This is a genomic window from Phocaeicola faecicola, assembly GCF_013618865.1.
Taxonomy (GTDB): Bacteria; Bacteroidota; Bacteroidia; order Bacteroidales; family Bacteroidaceae; genus Phocaeicola; species Phocaeicola faecicola.
This window is the reverse complement of sequence record NZ_JABSOE010000010.1, coordinates 41848-62993: the sequence shown is the minus strand read 5'-3', so window position 1 is coordinate 62993 and position 21146 is coordinate 41848. Positions and strand designations below refer to the sequence as shown.

The window sequence follows — 21146 nt, the reverse complement described above, 5'->3', positions numbered from 1 at the left end:
TTCGTATTCCTAGATTGAATGGAAAATTGTAACTTTGCGCCATTTATTAAAAATGTTATTTTCAAATATTTTCACAATATGAAGGCGCTCAAAGAACGAATTTTACAGGATGGTAAATGTTTTGAGGGAGGAATACTGAAAGTCGATAACTTCATTAATCATCAGATGGATCCTATTCTGATGAAGTCAATGGCTGTGGAGTTTGTGCGTCGCTTTGCCAGTACCAAGATTAATAAAGTATTGACGATCGAGGCCAGTGGCATCGCACCTGCCATTATGGTGGGATATCTGTTGGAATTGCCTGTGGTTTTTGCCAAGAAGAAAAAACCCAGTACCATGGAGAATATGCTGACCACTACTGTCTATTCCTTTACCAAAGACCGTTCTTATGACGTATGCGTAAGCCGTGACTATCTGTGTGAAGGCGACAAGGTGCTGTTTATCGATGACTTCCTGGCAAACGGAAATGCAGCAAAGGGAATTATCGACCTGGTACAGCAGGCGGGTGCCGAACTGGTAGGTATGGGATTCCTGATTGAGAAGTCGTTCCAGCATGGAGGCGATTTCCTGCGCGAGCGCGGCATCCACGTGGAGTCACTGGCTATTATTGAAAGCCTGGACAACTGTGAAATCAAGATAAAGGAATAATAATGGTTTGATGGAAAATTAAGAATGAAATTGACAGGAACAGGTGCTTCCGCCTCTGCCAAATTTCATTCTTAATTTTTTTTATTTGTTTAATATATCGTTTTAATGGAAAAAGAACAGAATGTGAATCCTGGGGCGGGATTGATTTATGGCTTGAACGACCGTCCACCTTTGAAAGAAACAATTTTCGCTGCCTTGCAGCACTTGTTGGCTATCTTTGTGGCCATCATCACACCTCCTCTCATTATTGCCGGAGCGCTGAAACTGGATGTGGAGACAACCGGTTTCCTGGTTTCCATGGCTTTGTTTGCTTCGGGTATTTCTACCTTTATCCAGTGCCGCAGGGTAGGTCCTATCGGTTGCGGACTGCTTTGTATACAGGGTACCAGCTTCTCGTTTATCGGTCCTATTATCTCTGCGGGACTTACGGGCGGACTGTCGGCTATCTTCGGAGCCTGTATGGTGGCTTCTTCGGTGGAGATGCTCATCAGCCGCGTACTGAAATATACCCGTAAGGTCATTACTCCGCTGGTATCGGGTATTGTGGTGACCCTGATCGGTATGAGTCTGATCAAGGTAGGTATTTCTGCCTGTGGCGGTGGTGCCGTGGCTCAGGCAAACGGAACCTTCGGTGCCTTGCAGCACGTGGGACTGGCTGCGCTGGTACTGGTGCTGATTATTTTCTTCAACCGCAGTTCAAACCGTTACCTGCGTATGAGTTCCATCGTCATCGGTCTGATCATCGGTTATGCACTGGCCTGGTTCCTGGGCATGGTTGATTTCTCTTCTGTACAGAGCTACGGAGGCTTCAACATTCCGATTCCTTTCAAGTACGGTCTTTCTTTTGATATCTCATCCATCATTGCCCTGGCCCTGGTATACCTGATTACTGCCATCGAGGCTTATGGTGACATCACTGCCAACTCCTTGATTTCCGGCGAACCGGTAGAGGGAGAAGTGTTCGTGAAGCGTGCTTCCGGAGGTATCCTGGCCGACGGTTTCAACTCTATGCTGGCCGGTATCTTCAACTCATTCCCTAACTCGATTTTCGCACAGAACAACGGAATGATTCAGCTGACAGGTGTAGCCAGCCGTTACGTTGGTTACTTTATTGCCGGTTTCCTGATTCTGCTCGGACTGTTCCCGGCTGTGGGACTTGTCTTCTCTCTGATGCCTGAACCGGTACTGGGAGGTGCTACTCTGCTGATGTTCGGTACAGTGGCTGCTGCCGGAATCCGTATCATCGCTGCCCAGAAGATTGACCGTAAGGCTACGCTGGTAATGGCGTTGAGCTTCTCTTTCGGTCTGAGTGTGGAACTCGTTCCTGAGATTCTGTGCCAGTTGCCGGAAACGCTCCGCAATATCTTTGCTTCTGGTATTACTACCGGAGGTGTGACTGCCATCCTGGCCAACCTGCTGATCCGTATTAAAGATTAATCGAAGACGGTTGTCGCATATAGATTGCCGACTGCAATCGGAAAAAGAGCCGTATCCAGACTTGAAATGAATGAATCAAGTTGGATACGGCTCTTCTTGTACAGACTGTATACAGAGAATCCGGCTTCTGCTCAGCCGGAAACTCTTATTCTTTGACTGAAATGGTACCCGGCTTACCACATTCCATGCCCTGCGGCAACGGAATTTCATAGTCCTTTCCGTTGAAAGATACCGTAATCTGTGTCAATTCGGCATTCATCTGTGCATCTGCTACCGTAATCTGCAGGTACTCTTTCTCCTTTTCTATCAGTACGGCACACGGAGCCGATACCTTCAACTGATATCCCTTGCCTTTCAGTTCCTGCTGTTCCGTATAGAAGACAGCTTCCAGCACCGTCTTGTCGGCACTGCGTACCGCCTGTATCAGCGTATCGTTCCGTAATACCTCGAAGGCCGGTTTGTCCTCAGGAGATTCATTGCCGGTGTATACCACGTATCCGTACGATGCGTTTACCGGAGTCTGTCCGTGGTCGATCCAGACACGCAATGCCGGAAGGCTCTGCGGAAGGTCTTTTTTCTTGGTATTGGCCGGATTGAACTTTTTCCACATGGCCGGCAGGTTCTCGCATACTACATGCACTTTCTCACAGTATCCCGGGATACCGGCATAGCTGAACTTACCCTTCTGGGTAATCCACTGCAGTTTCTTGCCTTCCACCACGACTTTCATTTCGTTGTTTTCTGCTACAATGGTACTTCCTTTACTCTTATCTACCGATACCGGAGCTACCCAGGCGGTCTGGTCGATGGTCGTCCGTATGCTTCCCTCCATCTGCGGATGACGGTTGTGGATGCCTGCTCCCAGAGCCACCATGTAGTCGCCGAGAATGAAATATCCTTTATAAGCCTTTACACCGTACAATACAGGATTTTCCTCTTCCAGTCCCTTCTTTCCCGCTTCCTTTTCTCCTCCGTGCATCTTGTCGAAGATGTATCCGGCTACTGCATTTTCGCCACCGTTCGTTGCCCCCGCAGCATAATTATACCGGCTGCAGTATCCTCTCCAGTTGGTGACCGGTTTCAGCTTGTCCATGCCTTCGCGTGCCGTCACTCCGGGAATGGCAGTCACATCCCATCCTCCCATGATACGGAAATACTCGTCACCGCTGCGCTGGAAGAGCGTAGCTCCGTCGGTAGGACAGAAGTTGTAGTTGTCGGCAAAGGCCGCACTTTCCAGACCGTCGGTACGGTAAGAAGCCATATTGATGCACAGGTGGTAATCCGGAGTCTTCTTCATCAGGTCGTCGTTGTTGAAGAACCAGCGGGTACCGCTGTACACTCCTTTCTCGTATCCTTCCATATTAATCCGTTTCTGCTTCGCCTCGGCCTGCAGTTGCTTCAGTTCCTTCAGTTCTTCTTCACTGAACGAAGTACTCCAGTCCTTCAGTATCAGGTTCAGCATCTTCAGGTAAGGAATGGCCGTTTCAGAAGGATTGTAGACATACGAGTTTCTGTCCAGTCCCGGCAGACGGAAACCTTTGTAGTAATACCAGCTTCCTCCCCGCATGAAGTTCATCAGTGCCTTCACGTTGTCCGCACTCAGTTTCTTGGCCCACGGAGTTCCCTTGAGCATGCCCAGCATATTGAGGGCGCTGAACGTACCGTCAATGGGGTATCCCCAGATCAGGCACTGCTTTCCGTGTCCCCATCCGGCTCCGTCGGCAGTAAATCCTTCGGTCCAGAAGGCATCGTCATACGTAAGTTGTGAGGTCATGCTGATGCCCCGCTGTGCCACTTCGGCCAGCAGGTCGATCATTTCGATGGAGCTGAACATGGCAGCCACCGGCAACAGCGGGCGGTAAGCCAGTGCGTTTCCGCCAACCCACCATACGTGGTTTCTGAAACGCTCCACGCTGACCACGTCGCGGTCGGTGTCGTCGTTGCGCAACGGTTGTGTGTAAGCCTGCAGTCCCAGTACCTTCAGCATTTCGCAGGCATTCCGCTGGGCATCGCTTCCTTTTCCCTGTTCAGCCTCTTCCATTTCCTTGAGGAAAGTGAAATACGTATTGGCTGCAGCTGCCGGAATGGCAAAGCACGACGCATGGAAACGGGGCTTGTTGTTCGGACGTGAAATCTCGATATTGCCGTAATGCACCATCGCCTTCCATACCCTTTCGTCCGTCGCCTGTTCCTGGCTCAGTTTTCCCTTCCGGTAAGCATCTCCGATGTAATAGAGACGGGTCAGTGCATGACCGATGAAGATACCCACCTCGTCATCCGTCGTATTGAGGTACCCCTGCTGATACCGGTTTTCCTGTTCAAACCGTCTTTCGGTGGCATCCAGGTCACTGAATGTACCTTCCTCGGTCAGCAGAGAAAGATATTTCTCTGCGCTCTCCGGCTTGAAACTCTTGTCTACCCGGAACGGAGTCTTGCTGAAATGTGTCCTCAGCTGTGCCAGTGCCTCTGTCTTTTCGGCCGGCCGGTAAGCCAGCGCTTCCCGGTAATACCGGCGGAAGTTCTGATAGGCAAACTCCTGCTCTCCGGTGCGTATGGTGAAATCACTGAACTGCACGTGGTTTTTCCACAGGCGGATGGCAAAATGTCCGTCTCCTTCCTTATCCTTCAGTACATGCGTAAACAGTACTTCTCCGTCACGGCTGAAAGTCGTAGAGTCATTGTGTACACTGATGACGATGTCGTACCAGCGGTTGGCTTCGAGCAGGTAAGGCATCTGGGTATATTCCTTCAGGAGAGGTTTTATCTTATTCTCATCCTTTCCGTAGAATTCTCCATGATATTTCCGGAAGCGGGTGGTCTTGTTCTCATTGCCTCCATAGCCCACATAAAAAAGATTCAGGTGGTTGTAGTTGCGGAAAAGCCCCTTCCGCTGTTTGGACTTGGCAAAGATATTATCCGGATTTTCAGGGTCATTGGCCCCCCAGAAACAGTTCATGTCACTCAGACGGTCGTATTTCCCGTTGTTCATGACTACCCGGATACGATAACTGATTTCATAGTTACCCGTAATCCTTTCATTGAACCAGAGTGTCAGTCCGTCGGGAGAGAGGATATCCATGATTCCGTTTTCCACACTTACGCGTGCTTTACCGGAAGAATCCTCCAGTGTCCATTCGGATACATTCCAGCTGGTGGCCTGTACTTGTACACTACAGATCAGTAAGATGCACCATAATAGTTTTTTCAGCTGTTTCATTCTTGCTTTGATTATGATTAAGTGAATATTGAAGTTTCAAAATTAAAGATACGCATTTTCTGTGCATAGTTGCAAGGTTTTAGCTTTTTATTTACCGGTTCCCGGACCTGCGTACCGGAGTGGTACAACTTCCGTACGTGGGTTGTACAACCTGCATGCGGAGGTTGTATGACCCGCGTGCGCAGGTCGGCTGGCACCTCGAGGGGCTGTTACGAACATTTAGTGAGGGAAGATAAAATATACGCTTGTCGGAAAGAGATCCTGCGCCGGAGGCCGGATGAAGTGGAAGGGCCTTGCATGTTTATGTATTGTATGGCAGGGAACGGAGGAAAATCCAGTGGGAGAGGCCGGGGTGCCGGAGACTTCTCAAAAAAACATTTATACTGAAAATGACAGTGAATCGGGTGAGGCAATCACGCAGAATGCCATCCATGTGGAAAAGAGTACGGGTACGAAGCCGTTTCGGCAAGAGGCAGGGAATTTCCGGGGAAGGGTACCGCCATAAAACAAAAAAAGCGAATATTCAACTATCTGAATACCGCCGGTTTCCCTAAGAACCCCCATTTAAGGGTTCTTGCATCTTCATCTCATCCTGTTATCCTTCTTTCTTTCTTTTACCTTAAAAGCAATTCCTGTTAACCTATCAAAAACTTATCCCTGAAAACAATTACCTTTTTACTAATACCTTAAAACTAAAATTCAAATCTAATACCTTATCAAAAATCTAATACCTTAATCTAAATTGCTTTTTTACCTTTTACTAATACCTTAAATTACCTTAATTCGTATGTTTTTCTATAAATCTTATTGTTTTTGTCTTTCTAGTTTCACAACTACACTGCAAAGGTATGGCTTTTTCGTTAACTGACAATACTATGCACCGGGTTTTTATCAAAAACGCCCCTTTTCATGATTTATATCAAGAAAAGGGGCGTTTTTTGCTGTGTGCGATAACAGCTTTTAAACATTCTACCTGATTTTGTAGATTAAGTTGCGTTTTTGTTAACTATATCCGGGGTGAGGAACTTGAATTTAACATATCGCTATTTCTTAAGATGCAAAATACGCTGGTTGCTGCTTCCCCGGAACTCCAGAAGAGGGGAGTAGAGCGCCTGTTCGAATTTCCCGTCCACCAGTACGTCGATATATGTTAAAATGGGAGACCGCAGCGGGTCGGCCAGCAACTCCTCGTAGGTGTATCCGGTATAGCACCAGACAGGCTGTCGCGTTGCCTCACTGATTTTCCGTATCAGCGCCAGAAATTCTTCGGGGTTATAGAAAGGATCTCCTCCCGAAAAGGTGATGCCGTCCAGCAACGGGTTCCGGTTGATTTCCGAAATCCATTGCTCCACGACCTCATCGGTCACCGGATGCCCGGCAGCCGGATTCCACGATTCCGGATTGTGGCATCCCCGGCAGTGATGCCTGCACCCTGCCAGGTAGATGGAAAAACGGATTCCGTCACCGTCCACAATGGTTTCCGGATATGTATATAAATAATGTAACAAGTGTATGAATATTAAAAATTATCCATGTTTAACCCGGTCTCTTTCTTCCGCACGCTTCGCAGAGTTCCAGCTGCTCAGGTCGCCGGTCAGGTATCCGGTGATGCGTCGCATACGGAGGATGTTCTCGCTGTTGCATATCGGACATTTGTCGTAGATGACCCCTTTGTATCCACAGTTGTGGCAGGTATCCACCGGATGGTTGATGGAACCGTATCCGATGCCCTCGTCGTGCATCACCTTCACGATTTTCGCGATGGCCTTGATGTTCTTCTGTGCTTCCCCGTCGAGCTCTACATATGTAATGTGTCCGCCCAGGGTAATGGCATGGAACGGAGCCTCGCGCTTGATCTTTTCGACAATGGTAATCGGTTCCTTTACGTCTACATGGAAGGAGTTGACATAATAGTCCCGGTCGGTCACTCCCGGTATGATGCCGTATTTCCGTTTGTCCATCCGGGTAAAGCGTCCGGACAGGCCTTCGGCCGGAGTGGCCAGTACCGAATAATTCAGGTGATACTTCTGCTTGAGTTCGGCAACCACCTTGTTCATCTCTTGCACTGCCTCGTAAAGGGTATCCCACGCCTTCTGGTTGTGTCCGTGTCCTTCACCATACAGGGCTACCATAGCATTGTGTCCGCCGATGAAGCCGATGCCCAGGGTACCCTGCTTCAGTACGTCGCCCACTTCTTCGTTCGGGTTCAGCTGGTCGCCTCCCTTCCATACATTGTTGCTCATCATAAAGGGGAACTGGCGGGCAAGTGCCGTCCGCTGGTACTGGTAGCGGGTATACAACTGTTCTCCGATAAACTCAGCCATGCGGTGTACCGATTCGAGGAATTCCTTCTTAGCCGTCCGTTCGATAGCGTCCGGATTTCCGTCCTCGTGCATGTTCTCTGCCTTGATACGGGCCTCAATGGCCAGTCTTGGCAGGTTCATGGTCGTAAATGACAGGTTGCCTCGTCCGAGCGAAGTCTTTTCTCCGTTGAGGTTTTCGAACACACGTGTGCGGCATCCCATCGTAGCCAGTTCGTAACGGTAGCGCTTCGGGTCGTTCGCATCCCATTTCTCGTTCTGGTTGAACGGTGTATCCAGGAACATGAAATTCGGGAACAGGGCTTTGGCAGTCGTGCGGCAAGCCTTCAGGAACAAGTCGAAGTTCGGAGCCTCGAACTCAATCTTTCCTTCGAGAGCGTCTTCGAAATGCGCCATGGTCTTCTGGAAATCGTTTTCCGAATAAGATACCCCGTCCTTGATCTTGAAGATCTGAATCGGGAATACCGGAACTTCTCCCCGGGCTCCCAGTCCTTCGATGGTTGCCTTCAGCAGTTCCTCGATGACCATACGTCCTTCGGCCGAGGTATCGGTACCGTAATTGATGGAGCTGAATACCACCTGGTTACCTCCGCGCGAGTGCATGGTGTTCAGGTTGTGTATGAATCCCTCCATAGCCTGGTGGGTATCTTTCTGAACCTGCAGATAAGCCTTATGCAGGATGTGTGTCAGTTCGTTCTCACTGAGCTCGATGCCGTTTTCCCGGAGGGCAGTCAGAAACTCGCTCTGTGCTTCCTGGGCCGGCTTGATGGAGCGGATCGTATTTCGTGTAATATCCAGTACCTTTTTCTCGTCGATGAGGCAGTCTTTCATCTCCTGCAGGAAAGAAAGGATGGATACGATGGCCTTCTGGAAACTTTTCAGTACTCCCTTTGCCATGAAGAAGTCGAAAGCCGGAATGGCCTGTCCCCCGTGCTGTTCGTTCTGATTGGTCTGGAAGATGATGGTAGCCAGCGTCGCATAACTCTGGATAGACTGCGGTGTGCGGATGCTGCCGTTCTTGGTATGGAATCCCCGTTCGAACAGGTCGTCCAGGTCGTACTGGATACAAGTTGTGGTCTTGGTAGGATAATAATCCAGGTCGTGGATGTGGATATCCCCCATCTGATGCGCCTCGGCATACTGCTTCGGCAGCAGATACTTGTAAGTATAGTCTTTTGTCACCTCCGAAGCAAAGGTCATCATCTGTCCGGCAGGTGTATGACTCGACATGTTGGCATTGCTCAGGTTGACATCGTTTTTGTCGATGGCCACAATACCGTCCATGATATGCTTCATCTGAGTCTTTCTGTCTCTTTCTGTATTTCTCCACTGGCGGTAGATGATGTACTTCTTGGCTACCTCCGGCTGCGTTTTCATCAGTTCGGTTTCTACCAGGTCCTGAATTTCCTCCACCCCGATGGTCGGTTGGGTGATGTGTGAAATCACGCGCAGGGTAATGGCATTGATTACACTGTCCGAATTGCTGATACCTGTAGCATCGAATGCCTTGTGGATTGCATTTTTGATTTTAGAGGCCGAAAAGTCTTCCCGCTTTCCGTCACGCTTAATGATGCAAGTGGTTGTTGCGTCCATTTCTTTTAATTGAGTAAGTTAAACATTTGACATTGGCGTTTTTCTCTGGCAGGTCTTCTGACTGAACTCTTCCCGGAATACCTTCCCATATGGATGACATACAGTGGTTGCTCGTTGCATTTTCCGGTTCATCGAGGATCACAGCAGCGGGTACTGTTGCCGATTTTCACAGCATTCCCTATTGAAACATAGTTACCGTTGAAAAACGATGCAAATATAGGAAAGGGGAAAGGATTTTAAAAATGATGATTTTGCCCGGTTTTCTAAATTAGATAACTTTTTCTGAAGAAAATCTGCTTATGGCTATCTGTAGAGGGTGTTTTTGGAGAACTTTAATTTATAAAAGATTTTATATTTGGAAAATATGAAAACTTTCTTATGACATCAGATAGATAATATAGAGCAATGTTTTAGGGCAGTTTTTAAGGAAAAATTCATGGAAAGCAAGGGTGAGATTGCTTTCCATGAAGGATATTTCGTGGCGGTTATTCCTGCTTGGGCAGGTTCACCGGTTTCAGTCCCATCTGGGCGGCTTTCTGCAGCATGAAGGCAAAGGCCGCGTCGTGTTCGTTGGGAATTACTCCGTCCAGAATGGCATCTTTGATGGAGCTCTTCAGGCTGCCTATTTCACGGCAGGGCTGCAAGTTGAAGACCTGCATGATTTCCGCCCCGTCTACCGGTGGCTGGAAGTTGCGGATGCGGTCTTTTTCTTCCAGGTCCTTCAGCTTCTGGCGCACCAGTTTGAAATTGTCCAGGAAACGCTGCTTCCGGGCTTCGTTCTTCGAAGTGATGTCTGCCTCGCACAGTGACATCAGGTCGTCGATGTCATCTCCGGCCTCAAACAGCAGGCGGCGGACTGCCGAATCGGTGACTACATCGTCGGCTATCACGATAGGACGCATGTGCAGGCCGACCAGCTTCTGTACGTATTTCATCTTTTCGTTCATCGGCAATTTCATCTTCCGGAAGATTTCCGGAATCATTTTCTCGCCGATAAAGTTGTGGTTGTGGAAGGTCCATCCTGCACGGGGCTCCCAGCGCTTGGTGCGCGGCTTGCCGATGTCGTGGAGCAGGGTAGCCCAGCGCAACCAGAGGTTGTCGGTTACCTTGGCGATATTGTCCACCACCTCGAGGGTGTGGTAGAAATTGTCTTTATGCCCTCTGCCGTTTCTGACCTCCACTCCCTGAAGTGCCACCAGTTCGGGGAAAATCAGGGCAAGCAGTCCGCAGCGGTCCAGGTCGATGAATCCTTTCGAAGGTACCGGCGACAGCAGGATCTTGTTCAGCTCGTCCGCAATCCGCTCGTGGGAGATGATGCCGATCCGTTCCCGGTTTCTTTCCAGGGCATTGAAGGTTTCGTCTTCGATATAGAAATTCAGCTGTGTGGCAAACCGGATGCAGCGCATCATGCGCAGCGGGTCATCACTGAAGGTGATATCCGGGTCGAGCGGGGTGCGTATGATACGCTCCTTGAGGTCCTCAAGTCCCCCGAACGGGTCTACCAGCTCTCCATAGCGTTCTTTGTTCAGGCAGACAGCCATGGCATTGATGGTAAAATCACGCCGATTCTGGTCGTCTTCCAGTGTACCGTTTTCAACCACGGGTTTCCGGCTGTCATGACTGTACGATTCCTTGCGGGCTCCTACAAATTCGACTTCCGTATCGTGGTACTTCACCTGTGCGGTACCGAAGTTCTTGAAAATGGAAACGTGTGCAGCCCGTCCTAGTTTCTTTCCGAACGCTTCGGCTATTTCTATCCCGCTTCCTACTACTACTACATCAATGTCTTTCGATGGGCGGTTCAGGAAAATGTCCCTTACGTATCCTCCCACTACATAACATTCCAGCCCCAGCTCATCGGCGGTTTCTGAGATCAGTTTGAATATCTTGCCAGTAAAGTGTTCTTTCAGTTCCATTTTGAATTTTTCTAAATTGGGATGCAAAATTACAAAAAAAAGGGGAGCTTTAAGGAGTATGAGTTGATTTAATTGTATTTTTGTTCTTTAAATCAAAGAAGAGAATTATGAAGAGAATATTATGGGCCTTATTGGCTTTGGCAACCGTGCTGACCGGTTGCAATGGAGACGAGAAGCAGGCTGCGGAGGTGCTGCAGCGTGCAGAAACCGCTTATGCTTCAGGTGATTTCAGCCTGGCCAAACTGCGGATTGACAGTATCCGGAATTTTTATCCCGAGGCATTCGAGGTGCGCAAGGCCGGTATCCGTCTGATGCAGCAGATTGATCTGAGCGAGCAGCAGAAGACGCTGGTCTATCTGGACAGTATGATGCAGGTGAAAAAGGCTGCTTTTGATGAGCTGAAAGGGCAGTTCGTATTGGAGAAGGATACGGCTTATCAGGAAATCGGTAATTATTTTTACCCGACTCAGGTGGTGGAAAAGAACATCGGACGTTCTTTCCTCCGTGCACAGGTCAATGAGATAGGGGAGATGTCGCTGACTTCCATCTATTGTGCCGGCGGAAACATTCATCATACTGCAGTGAAGGTCAGTACAGACGGAGACATGTTTGCCGAGACTCCTGCTTCCCCCGACAGTTATGAGACTACCGACCTGGGACGTGCCATCGAAAAGGCGGATTACAAAGTCGGAAACGACGGCGGTGTAGCTGCATTCATTGTTTCCAATCAGGACAAGAAAAGAATCCAGCTGGAATTCCTGGGCGACCGCAATTACCGTACGGTGATGCAGCCGAACGATGTGAAGGCGGTAGTGGCTATTTCCGAACTGGCCCGTGTATTGTCGGCCATGGAAGAAATCCGGAAGGAACAGAAGGAGGCGAACCTGAAGATTCAGTTCGTCAAGAGAAAGATGGAAGAAGCCAAACACATGGAGGACCCGCAGTAGACTGATGAGAACATTCTTTTTAGCAGTAGGGATGCTGGCCGGAACAGGTAGCATAATGCCCGCAATGGCTCAGGAGAAGCCGGAGGTGGAATTGAAGGCCGATGTGGTCAGTGTCAATGTGTGGAGAGCGCAGGAGCCGAAGGGGGTGAGTATCCAGCCGGAACTGACGCTTTCGTGGAAAGGATTTTATCTGGCTGCATGGGGAAATGCCGGTTTTGAGAGGGAGAATACACCTGAAATCGACCTGACGCTGGGATATGAAAGTGAAAAGGGCTTTTCTGTTTCGGTGACGGATTATTGGCTCGACGGTACCAGTGGGTTCTTTCATTTCGGCTCGACGAATACCGGCCATACGTTTGAGGCGCAGGTAGGATATGATTTCGGTTTTCTGGATGTGAACTGGTATACGAACTTTGCCGGATATGACGGGGTAAACCTGGAAGGCAACCGGGCGTATTCTTCTTTCTTTTCCCTGAGAGTCCCGTTCAGACTGGGAGGACTGGAATGGGAGGCGGAGGCCGGAGCGGTGCCCTGGACGACGGATTTCTATAACAACGGTTCGGAAGGATTTGCCGTATCGCTGTTGAGTGTAAAGGCTACCAAGGAGATTCATTTTGCTTCCGGATATTCCTTGCCGCTGTTTGCCAAGCTGGTCTTTAACCCGAATACGGAGATGGCCCGCATGATTTTTGGAGTCACTTTCTGAGAATGGGCAGATAGAAGGGGAGGAGACAGGCAGTATCTGCTGAAGACAGAATAAAAGTATATCATGACAGAAAGGGTGCGCATCCTGTATGACGGTGCGTACCCTTTCTTTTTATTCAATGTGTATCAGGTTCTTTACGTGTTCAGGGTGAATTCCTGAGGATAGAACGGGGAAGCCCCGCCCGGATCATAGTGCAAGTCTTTCTGCCACCTTGTTCCAGTCGACCAGTTTCCAGAAAGCTTCAATAAAATCAGCCCTTCGGTTCCGGTAGTCGATGTAGTAAGCATGCTCCCATACGTCGATGACCAGCAGCGGTTTCAACTGTTTTCGCATGGGGTTGCCGGCATTGGGTTCTGCCGTAATGGACAGATGTCCTTCAGCGTCGGCAGTCAGCCAGACCCATCCCGAACCGAAAACGCCCATGGCAGCCTGTGTAAACTGCTTTTTGAAGTCGGCCACACTGCCGAAAGCCGCTGTCAGTCGGGCTTCCAGTGCCTCTGGCAGGTTTCCCTGAGCCGGTGTCAGTGCCTCGAAGAAGAAGGTATGATTCCAGGTCTGGGCAGCGTTGTTGTACAGCGGCCCTTCGGCAGTCATTACGATTTCCTCCAGCGATGCGTTTTCGTACGGAGTGCCGGTAATCAGCCGGTTCAGATTATCCACATAGGTTTGCAGGTGTTTCCCGTAATGAAAATCAATGGTTTCCTTGCTCATGTGAGGAGCCAGTGTCTCGTGAGCATACGGAAGTTGAGGCATAAGATGTGTCATAGTATTTGTTTTTTAGTTTACAGATGCAAGATACGCATTTTTAGGCAAATATTTTTCCAAACGCCTGATTTTCTTTTTCAAACCTCCTGAAACGATGACATAGGTCAATCCGGGTTTCTTGGAAAAATGGTAACTTTGCAGCCGAAAAAAGGGGAAAGATTGTGGAACAGGTAATTCATCAGACAAATATTCGTAAGGAACTGACCCGTCTGGTCATTCCGATATTCATTGAGACCCTGCTGATTATGATGCTGGGAGCAGTAGACACCATCATGCTGAGCCAGTATTCCGACGAAAGTGTGGCGGCGGTAGGTGTAGTCAACCAGATTGTCATGTTTGCTTTTCTGGTATTCGAGGTGATTAACATCGGAACTTCGGTGCTGTGCTCGCAGTACCTGGGAGGAAAGCTTTATAAAAACATGATTCAGGTGGTAGGAGTATCTTTGCTGCTGAACCTGGTGGTCGGACTGGTGGTCAGTGCCATTCTTCATTTTGGTGCGGAAACCCTGCTGGGCTGGATGGGACTGCGTCCGGAACTGCTGAAATACGGTATCGGCTACATGGAGATTGTGGGTGCCTTCGCCTTTTTCCAGGCCCTTTCACTGACAGTCTCTGCCTCGTTGCGCAGTGCCAATAAGGCGATTTATCCGATGATGGTGACGGTCTTGGTGAACATTATGAATATCATCGGTAATTACTCACTGATCTTCGGTAAGTTCGGTTTCCCCGAACTGGGTGCCGAGGGAGCGGCTATTTCCACTTCGGTGGCACGAGGTGTCAGCATGGTGGTACTGTTTGTGATTTTGTTCCGGAAACACATCTCGCGTTTCCCCTTGAAATACTTCCGTCCTTTCCCCTGGATCGAACTGAAGAACTTGCTGAAAGTGGGTCTGCCTTCGGCCGGAGAGAACCTTTCCTACAGTTTTTCACAGGTGGTGATTACGTATCTCATCAATATATTGGGCAACAATGCCCTGGCAACCCGTACCTATACGGTGAACATCGTAATGTTTGTGTATTTGTTTGCCATAGCGATGGCCCAGGGAGGTGCCATCAGTATCGGACACCTGGTAGGGCAGAAACGGATTCATGCGGCTTATCTGCTGGGACGGTATGTCATGCGGCTTTCCATCCTTGTATCCCTTGTCCTGTCGTGCATCTGGGCCGTGTGCGGACATACCATCTTTTCGTTGCTGACCGATAACGAGGAGATTATCCGTATGGGGGTAACGATTATGGTGGTGGATATTGCCGTGGAAATCGGCAGGGCCGTCAATATTTATGCCACGAATGCCCTGCGCGCTGCCGGTGACGTGAACTTCCCCTTCTATGTGGGACTGGTGGTGCAGTGGACGGTTTCGGTAGGGCTCAGTTATCTGCTGGGTATCTACTGGGGATGGGGACTGATAGGCATGTGGTGTGCCTTCCTGCTGGATGAGAATATCCGGGCCCTCATTTTTGTCCGGAGATGGGGCAGCTTGAAATGGGCCAAAAAGGGATTTGTGAAATAATCAGCGAATACAGCCGGAACAAACCGGTAAAAGGGACTGGTGTGTGCGGGAGGAGGTTTTCTTTGAACGGACATACTTGTTTACAAGCATCGCCCTGCTATTCTCTCTGTAGGAGTACGGCAGGGCGATGCTTATTATGTAGCATACGGTTTGCTGTTGAATGCTTTCCTGTAACTTACATGCTGGCCTTCAGTGCCTTGATGATGGCTGCGCTGAAACCGGAAATTTCCAGTTCGTTGAGGCCCTTGATGGTAATTCCTCCCGGGGTGGTTACCTTTTCAATTTCCAGAGCCGGGTGTGTCTGCTCGTGCTGCAGCAACAACCGGGCACTTCCTTCCAGGGTCTGTGCTACCAGCGTCATTGCATCTTTGGGGCGTAAGCCGGCTTCTATACCTGCCTGCATGGCAGCCTGCACGTACTTCATTACGTATGCAATGCCGCACGAAGCCAGTGAGGTACCCGCAGCAAAGAGTTTTTCCTCTATCAGCATGGAGCGTCCCATCTCATTGAACAGCGTCATCATAATCTGGGTCTGCTGTTCCGTGGCGTTTCTTCGGGCGATTAAGGTCATGCTGGCACATTCCGAAATGGCCGTATTCGGGATGACGCGGAAGATAGGCATTTCCGGATCCACAAAATGAGCCAGGTCCTCGAAGGTCAGTCCGGCGGCAACCGAAACCAGTATCTGTGGCTGGCGCAACCGCAACGGCTTTAAGACTTCTTCTACTTTCCAGGGTTTTACCGCAATGATTACAATGTCAGCTTCTGCAGCATCTTTGTTGCAGTTGCTGGTGTGAATATCCGGATATTCGGCTTTCAGCCGCTCCAGTTTCTCGTTGCTGGGATTCGTCACAATGATATCCTGTGCCTGTATATAGTGTCCCCGGGCAAGTCCGCGGGCAATGGCACCTCCCATATTTCCGGCTCCGATGATTGCTATTTTCATAATTCGTCAGATTAATGTGATATACAAAGTTATAATTAAAAAAGAAAGAATCCTATTTTGTACTTCTTATTTTGCCGGTTTTGAAAAAGAGGAAGACATTGAGGAAGAGGGCAAGTTATTAACAGGTCAACAAGGCTGGGGGATAAAAGTAAGGCCGTGATTCCTAATGAGATGAGGAAATCACGGCCTTGCCGGTTGTTTATATGTGCTTTCAACTGTTTTTTTCTGATACCTGCCTTTCCTTTCGGGAAAAAGCCTCTTCAACTGCTCGTCAGCCGGCTGCAGCTATCAGCAGAGAACCCGATGCAGGCGTTCCAGGAATTCATCGGCTTCTGCCTGAGACAGACAGAGAGGAGGAAGCAGACGGATTACGTTGGTTCCGCTGACTCCCGTAAAGACTTTCTGTTCGAAGAGGAGGCGTTTTCTGATTTCCTTGACTGGCTCTTCAAATTCCATACCGATCATCAGACCTCTTCCTCTGACTTCCTTGATCTGTTTGAAATGAGTGAGTTCTTCCAACAAGTGAGCGCCTACCGTTGCGGCATTCTCTACCAGGTGCTCGCTCTTCATGACATCCAGTACGGCAATGGCAGCGGCGCAAGCCAGGTGGTTGCCTCCGAAGGTGGTTCCGAGCTGACCGTAAACCGGAGTGAACTTCGGACTGATCAGTACCCCTCCCATCGGGAAACCGTTGGCAATGCCTTTGGCCATGGTAATCATGTCCGGGCGGATGCCGTTGTACTGGTGAGCGAAGAACTTACCGCTTCTTCCGTATCCCGACTGGATTTCATCGAGAATCAGTACGGTACCGGTCTTGTCACATTCCTGGCGGAGGGCCTGCATGAATTCGGTAGTCGGCAGCTGGATGCCGCCAACGCCCTGTATGCCTTCTATGATGACTGCACAGACATCCCCTTTTCCGAGTTCAGCCTTCATGGCCTCGGTGTCATTCAACGGCAGATAAGTCACGTGGTTATTGGCATTGACCGGAGCAATGATCTTCGGATTATCCGTCACCTCAACTGCCAGTGAGGTACGTCCGTGAAAAGCCTTCGCAAAAGAAACCACCCGGGTACGCTGGTTATGGAAAGACGCCAGTTTCAAGGCATTTTCATTGGCCTCGGCTCCCGAGTTGATCAGAAACAGCTGATAGTCATCGTATCCGCAGAGTTCTCCCATGCGGTCGGCTACTTCCTGCTGCAGCTTGTTGATGACCGAATTGGAATAAAATCCCAGTGTGGCAACCTGTTTGCTCAGGGCTTCCACATAGTGCGGATGTGCATGTCCGATAGAGATGACCGCATGTCCGCCGTAAAGATCCAAGTATTCGGTTCCTTTGTCATCCCATACATGACATCCTTTTCCACGTACGATGTTCACATCGAACAATGGATATACATCAAATAGTTTCATAGTTTACTGCATAATATCAGAAGGCAGAAGGCTTGAGTGTCAGTCCCACTGTTTCTTCCAGGTTGAACATCAGATTCATGTTGTGCACGGCCTGTCCGCTGGCCCCTTTCAGCAGGTTGTCGATGCAGGAAACAATGAGCAGTTTGTCTCCGTGTTTTTCCAGGTGAATCAGGCACTTGTTGGTATTGACCACCTGTTTGAGGTCAATGTTCTTCTCCACAATGTGCGTAAATGAATCTTTGGCGTAATAATCCTCGTAGATCTTGACAATTTCCGGCAGTTCGACCTTCGTTTTGACAACGATGGTAGCAAAGATACCCCGTGCGAAGTCTCCCCGGTACGGGATAAAGTCGATTTCGGCATCGAAACTCTGCTGCAACTGCTTCAGTGACTGTTTGATTTCGGGTACGTGCTGATGAGAAAACGGTTTGTAAATGCTCATGTTGTTGTTTCTCCAGCTGAAGTGCGAGGTAGCTCCCGGTTTAACTCCGGCTCCCGTACTTCCGGTGATGGCATTCACCATGATGTCGTTGTTCAGCAGCAGATGCTTTGCCAGCGGAAGCAGTCCCAGTTGGATACAAGTCGCAAAACATCCCGGGTTCGCTACGTGCTTGCTCTGGCAGATGGTTCTGCGGTTCAGTTCAGGCAAACCATATACAAAGTCGTGTTCCTCGCTCTTGATACGGTAATCCATAGACAGGTCGATGATCTTCAGGTCTTCCGGAATCTCATGACTTTCCATGAATTTTTTTGTGTCTCCATGTGCCGTACAGAAAAACAATACGTCGATGCTTTCCAGAGGAAGTTCGTCGGTAAATACCAGGTCGGTTTCTCCGTACAGACCTTCGTGTACGTCTGTAATCTTATTTCCAGCGTTGCTGGAACTGTTGATGAATTTTATCTCTACATCGGGGTGATTGATCAGCAGGCGAATCAGTTCGCCTGCCGTATATCCTGCCCCTCCTACGATTCCTGCTTTAATCATGAATTGAGTCTTTGTCTTTTAAATATTTTCTTCGTCTTTGTGGTTCGCATAATAAGCGCGAAGCGGGGTAGAAAGTACCTTGATGAAGCCTTTCGCATCTTCGGCTGTCCATCCTTTCTGCATTTCTCCGTATTCCCCGAATTTGTTCTTCACCAGGTCGTCTTTTGAGTCAACTCCCACCGTTGCGAAGCTGTACGGACGAAGTTCCAGTATGGCAGTACCGTTGACATTGCGCTGTGATTCCTGCAGCATGGCTTCGATGTCACGCATCACCGGTTCCAGATACTGGCTTTCGTGCAAGAACATACCGTACCAGTTGGCTACCTGGTCTTTCCAGTATTGCTGCCATTTGCTCAGGGTATATTTTTCGAGGAACTTGTGCGCACCGATGATCAGCATAGGAGCAGCCGCTTCGAAACCGACTCTTCCCTTGATACCGATGATGGTATCTCCTACATGCATGTCACGGCCGATACCGTAAGCGGCTCCGATTTCTTCCACCTTCTGGATGGCCTTGATCTTATCCTCGAAGACCTCTCCGTTGACCGCATACAGTTCTCCTTTTTTAAATTCCAGTTTCAGCAGTTCGCTTCCGGTCTTGCTTACCTGCTTCAGATAAGCGCTTTCAGGAAGTCCCTGGGTAGAATCCAGGATTTCTCCACCACAGATAGAAGTACCCCAGATACCTACGTTGTATGAATATTTCAGTTTGGTGAAATCTGCTTCAAAACCGTGTTCCTTCAGGTAATTGATTTCATAGTCACGGCTCAGCGCCATGTCGCGTGTCAGGGTGATGATTTCCACTCCCGGTGCCATGACCAGGAAAGTCATGTCGAAGCGTACCTGGTCGTTGCCGGCTCCGGTAGAACCGTGTGCAATGGCATGGGCACCGATCTCATTGGCATACCGTGCGATGGCCAGTGCCTGGAAGATACGTTCCGAACTTACGGAAATCGGATAGGTTCCGTTGCGCAGTACGTTTCCGAATACCATGTATTTCAGGCTCTTTTCATAATATTCCTGAGTAACGTCCAGAGTCACATATTTTACAGCTCCCAGCTTGTAGGCATTTTCTTCGTTCTGCTTCAACTGTTCAGGGCTGAATCCCCCGGTGTTGGCACAGGCTGCGTACACTTCGTATCCTTTTTCTTTTGCCAGATACATAACGGTAAATGAGGTATCTAATCCGCCGCTGAATGCAACGACTACTTTCTTCTTTTCTTCCATGGTTATATTTTTATTATGAGTTTTGCGGAATATTTCTGTGTCTATATATATTAAGGTATATATGTCATCAGAAATTGTTTATTTTATCGTCTGTATGTAAGGCCGGATCGTAAAGCATGGCGGTACAGATACAGAATTTGCGCTTTTTAGCGACCAGGATTTCGTGGTTGATGCATCCTTCACATCCTTTCCAGAAGGCCTCGTCGTCTGTCAGTTCGTTGAATGTAACCGGTACGTATCCCAGTTCCGTATTCATTTTCATGACTGCAGCTCCCGAAGTCAGACTGAATATCTTGGCTTTCGGCCATCGCAGGCGTGACAAGGTAAAAGATGCATGCTTGATTCGCTTGGCCAGTCCGCATCCCCGGTATTCGGGATGTACAATCAGTCCGGAAGTGGCCACATATTGTTTGTTCCCCCATGATTCGATGTAGGTAAAGCCTGCAAATTCATCTCCACAGAGCGCGATGATGGCTTTTCCTTCCTTCATTTTGGTGGCTACGTATTCGTGTGTACGTTCGGCGATACCTGTTCCACGTACTTTGGCTGCCTCGCGGATGGTATCAAGAATTGTGTCAACATATACCTCGTGTGAGGCGTCGGCTACCATTACGTCAATTTGTTTGGTGTCCATTTTTTGTCTGTATCTTGATCTTGTTTTAAATATGATTGATATTCGGTATAATGTGTGCCAGAGCTTGCTTGACACTGGTACGTGTACATCCTTCACGGACTACCAGCATGATGGTGTCGTCACCGGCAATGGTACCTATTATTTCATGAAAATGATTGTTGTCGATGTCATAGGCCAGGCTGCTTGCATATCCCGGACGAGTCTTGATGACTGCAATGTTGTCTGAGAATTCGATGGAAACAAAGCCGTTATGACGTAGCATTTCAGAAGCGCTCTGCGGCTCGGTCATACGCTTGTACATGGTATTGTTGGGCAAAACGTATACGTAATTTCCGTTCATGCTTGCTGCCTTGGCTACTTTCAACTGTTTCAAATCTCTCGAGAGAGTGGCCTGGGTGAGCTGGAAGCCTTCTTTGGCCAATTCCTGAAGCAATTCTTCCTGGCTTCCTACTTCTTTACTCGAGATAATCATTTTTATAGAGTCGAGTCTGCTGTTTTTACTTTTCATCGTGTATAATTATTCTGTTATTGGCTGCAAATATACGGATTAAGTGGAAATTATATGCATATTCTGCTATATTTTTGCGTTTTTATTCTTAATAAATGTGAAATATACATCTCTGGCTGTTTAAAGATGGCTATTTGAAGATTTACTTATCGGTTTTGTTTTCCCTTGACTGTCAATAATTAAATTTTTTAATTATCCTGTCGGGTTTCCTTTTTCATTTTTGATAATGTGAATGTGATTTGAATAAATATTCCGTAAATAACTCTTTCTTCTCTTTTTTGCCCTTAATATTGATATTTCATTAAAATATTGTCACATTTTTTTCAAGATTTATTGAATGGTTTATTTTTTTCTTTAAATTTGTGACCAATA

The 21146-nt window shown here is 48.6% G+C and carries 16 protein-coding genes and 1 riboswitch; of the genes, 5 read left to right on the top strand and 11 right to left on the bottom strand.

What is annotated here, in order from left to right:
* Window positions 1-78 precede the first annotated feature (78 nt).
* Window positions 79-648, top strand: coding sequence for a xanthine phosphoribosyltransferase (gene xpt / locus H3001_RS04625; RefSeq protein ID WP_178244118.1), 570 nt, complete (start codon window positions 79-81; stop codon window positions 646-648).
* A 105-nt stretch (window positions 649-753) separates the two neighbouring features.
* Window positions 754-2085, top strand: coding sequence for a nucleobase:cation symporter-2 family protein (locus tag H3001_RS04620; protein ID WP_178244119.1), 1332 nt, complete (start codon window positions 754-756; stop codon window positions 2083-2085).
* Window positions 2086-2230: 145 nt separating this feature from the next.
* Here H3001_RS04620 and H3001_RS04615 read toward each other — a convergent pair whose 3' ends face one another.
* From H3001_RS04615 to H3001_RS04600, 4 genes are all read right to left on the bottom strand, one after another.
* Window positions 2231-5302: a DUF6250 domain-containing protein gene (locus H3001_RS04615; protein WP_219915838.1), complete on the bottom strand. Its 3072-nt coding sequence runs from the start codon at window positions 5300-5302 to the stop codon at window positions 2231-2233.
* A gap of 1043 nt (window positions 5303-6345) precedes the next feature.
* On the bottom strand, window positions 6346-6810 hold the full coding sequence (gene nrdG / locus H3001_RS04610) for an anaerobic ribonucleoside-triphosphate reductase activating protein (protein WP_178244120.1): 465 nt from the start codon (window positions 6808-6810) through the stop codon (window positions 6346-6348).
* Window positions 6811-6828: 18 nt separating this feature from the next.
* Window positions 6829-9216, bottom strand: a complete 2388-nt coding sequence (locus H3001_RS04605) for an anaerobic ribonucleoside triphosphate reductase (protein WP_181214196.1) — start codon at window positions 9214-9216, stop codon at window positions 6829-6831.
* A 30-nt stretch (window positions 9217-9246) separates the two neighbouring features.
* A riboswitch (cobalamin riboswitch) is annotated at window positions 9247-9431 on the bottom strand.
* A 270-nt stretch (window positions 9432-9701) separates the two neighbouring features.
* Complete coding sequence (locus H3001_RS04600; protein WP_181214195.1) at window positions 9702-11132, bottom strand: CCA tRNA nucleotidyltransferase; 1431 nt, start codon at window positions 11130-11132, stop codon at window positions 9702-9704.
* A 107-nt stretch (window positions 11133-11239) separates the two neighbouring features.
* Here H3001_RS04600 and H3001_RS04595 point away from each other — a divergent pair, with 107 nt between their 5' ends.
* A complete protein-coding gene (locus tag H3001_RS04595) occupies window positions 11240-12079 on the top strand; it encodes an outer membrane protein assembly factor BamD (protein ID WP_178244123.1) in 840 nt (279 codons plus the stop codon).
* Window positions 12080-12083: 4 nt separating this feature from the next.
* Complete coding sequence (locus H3001_RS04590) at window positions 12084-12785, top strand: hypothetical protein (protein ID WP_181214194.1); 702 nt, start codon at window positions 12084-12086, stop codon at window positions 12783-12785.
* Between the two features lie 186 nt (window positions 12786-12971).
* Here the strand turns inward: H3001_RS04590 and H3001_RS04585 are convergent, their stop codons facing one another.
* Complete coding sequence (locus H3001_RS04585) at window positions 12972-13550, bottom strand: superoxide dismutase (protein WP_181214193.1); 579 nt, start codon at window positions 13548-13550, stop codon at window positions 12972-12974.
* A gap of 161 nt (window positions 13551-13711) precedes the next feature.
* Here H3001_RS04585 and H3001_RS04580 point away from each other — a divergent pair, with 161 nt between their 5' ends.
* Window positions 13712-15061 carry an MATE family efflux transporter gene (locus tag H3001_RS04580; RefSeq protein ID WP_178244126.1) on the top strand — a complete coding sequence of 450 codons (1350 nt, stop codon included), beginning with the start codon at window positions 13712-13714 and terminating at the stop codon, window positions 15059-15061.
* Between the two features lie 175 nt (window positions 15062-15236).
* On the opposite strand, the gene proC is transcribed toward H3001_RS04580, so the two are convergent.
* From proC to argR, 6 genes are all read right to left on the bottom strand, one after another.
* Window positions 15237-16007, bottom strand: a complete 771-nt coding sequence (gene proC, locus H3001_RS04575; RefSeq protein WP_178244127.1) for a pyrroline-5-carboxylate reductase — start codon at window positions 16005-16007, stop codon at window positions 15237-15239.
* 288 nt (window positions 16008-16295) lie between these two features.
* Window positions 16296-17420: an aspartate aminotransferase family protein gene (locus H3001_RS04570; RefSeq protein ID WP_181214192.1), complete on the bottom strand. Its 1125-nt coding sequence runs from the start codon at window positions 17418-17420 to the stop codon at window positions 16296-16298.
* Window positions 17421-17436: 16 nt separating this feature from the next.
* Complete coding sequence (gene argC / locus H3001_RS04565; RefSeq protein ID WP_178244129.1) at window positions 17437-18405, bottom strand: N-acetyl-gamma-glutamyl-phosphate reductase; 969 nt, start codon at window positions 18403-18405, stop codon at window positions 17437-17439.
* Window positions 18406-18423: 18 nt separating this feature from the next.
* Complete coding sequence (locus H3001_RS04560) at window positions 18424-19632, bottom strand: argininosuccinate synthase (protein WP_178244130.1); 1209 nt, start codon at window positions 19630-19632, stop codon at window positions 18424-18426.
* Window positions 19633-19699: 67 nt separating this feature from the next.
* Window positions 19700-20266, bottom strand: coding sequence for a GNAT family N-acetyltransferase (locus tag H3001_RS04555; RefSeq protein WP_181214191.1), 567 nt, complete (start codon window positions 20264-20266; stop codon window positions 19700-19702).
* Between the two features lie 25 nt (window positions 20267-20291).
* Window positions 20292-20774: an arginine repressor gene (gene argR / locus H3001_RS04550; RefSeq protein ID WP_178244132.1), complete on the bottom strand. Its 483-nt coding sequence runs from the start codon at window positions 20772-20774 to the stop codon at window positions 20292-20294.
* Between the last annotated feature and the right edge of the window lie 372 nt (window positions 20775-21146).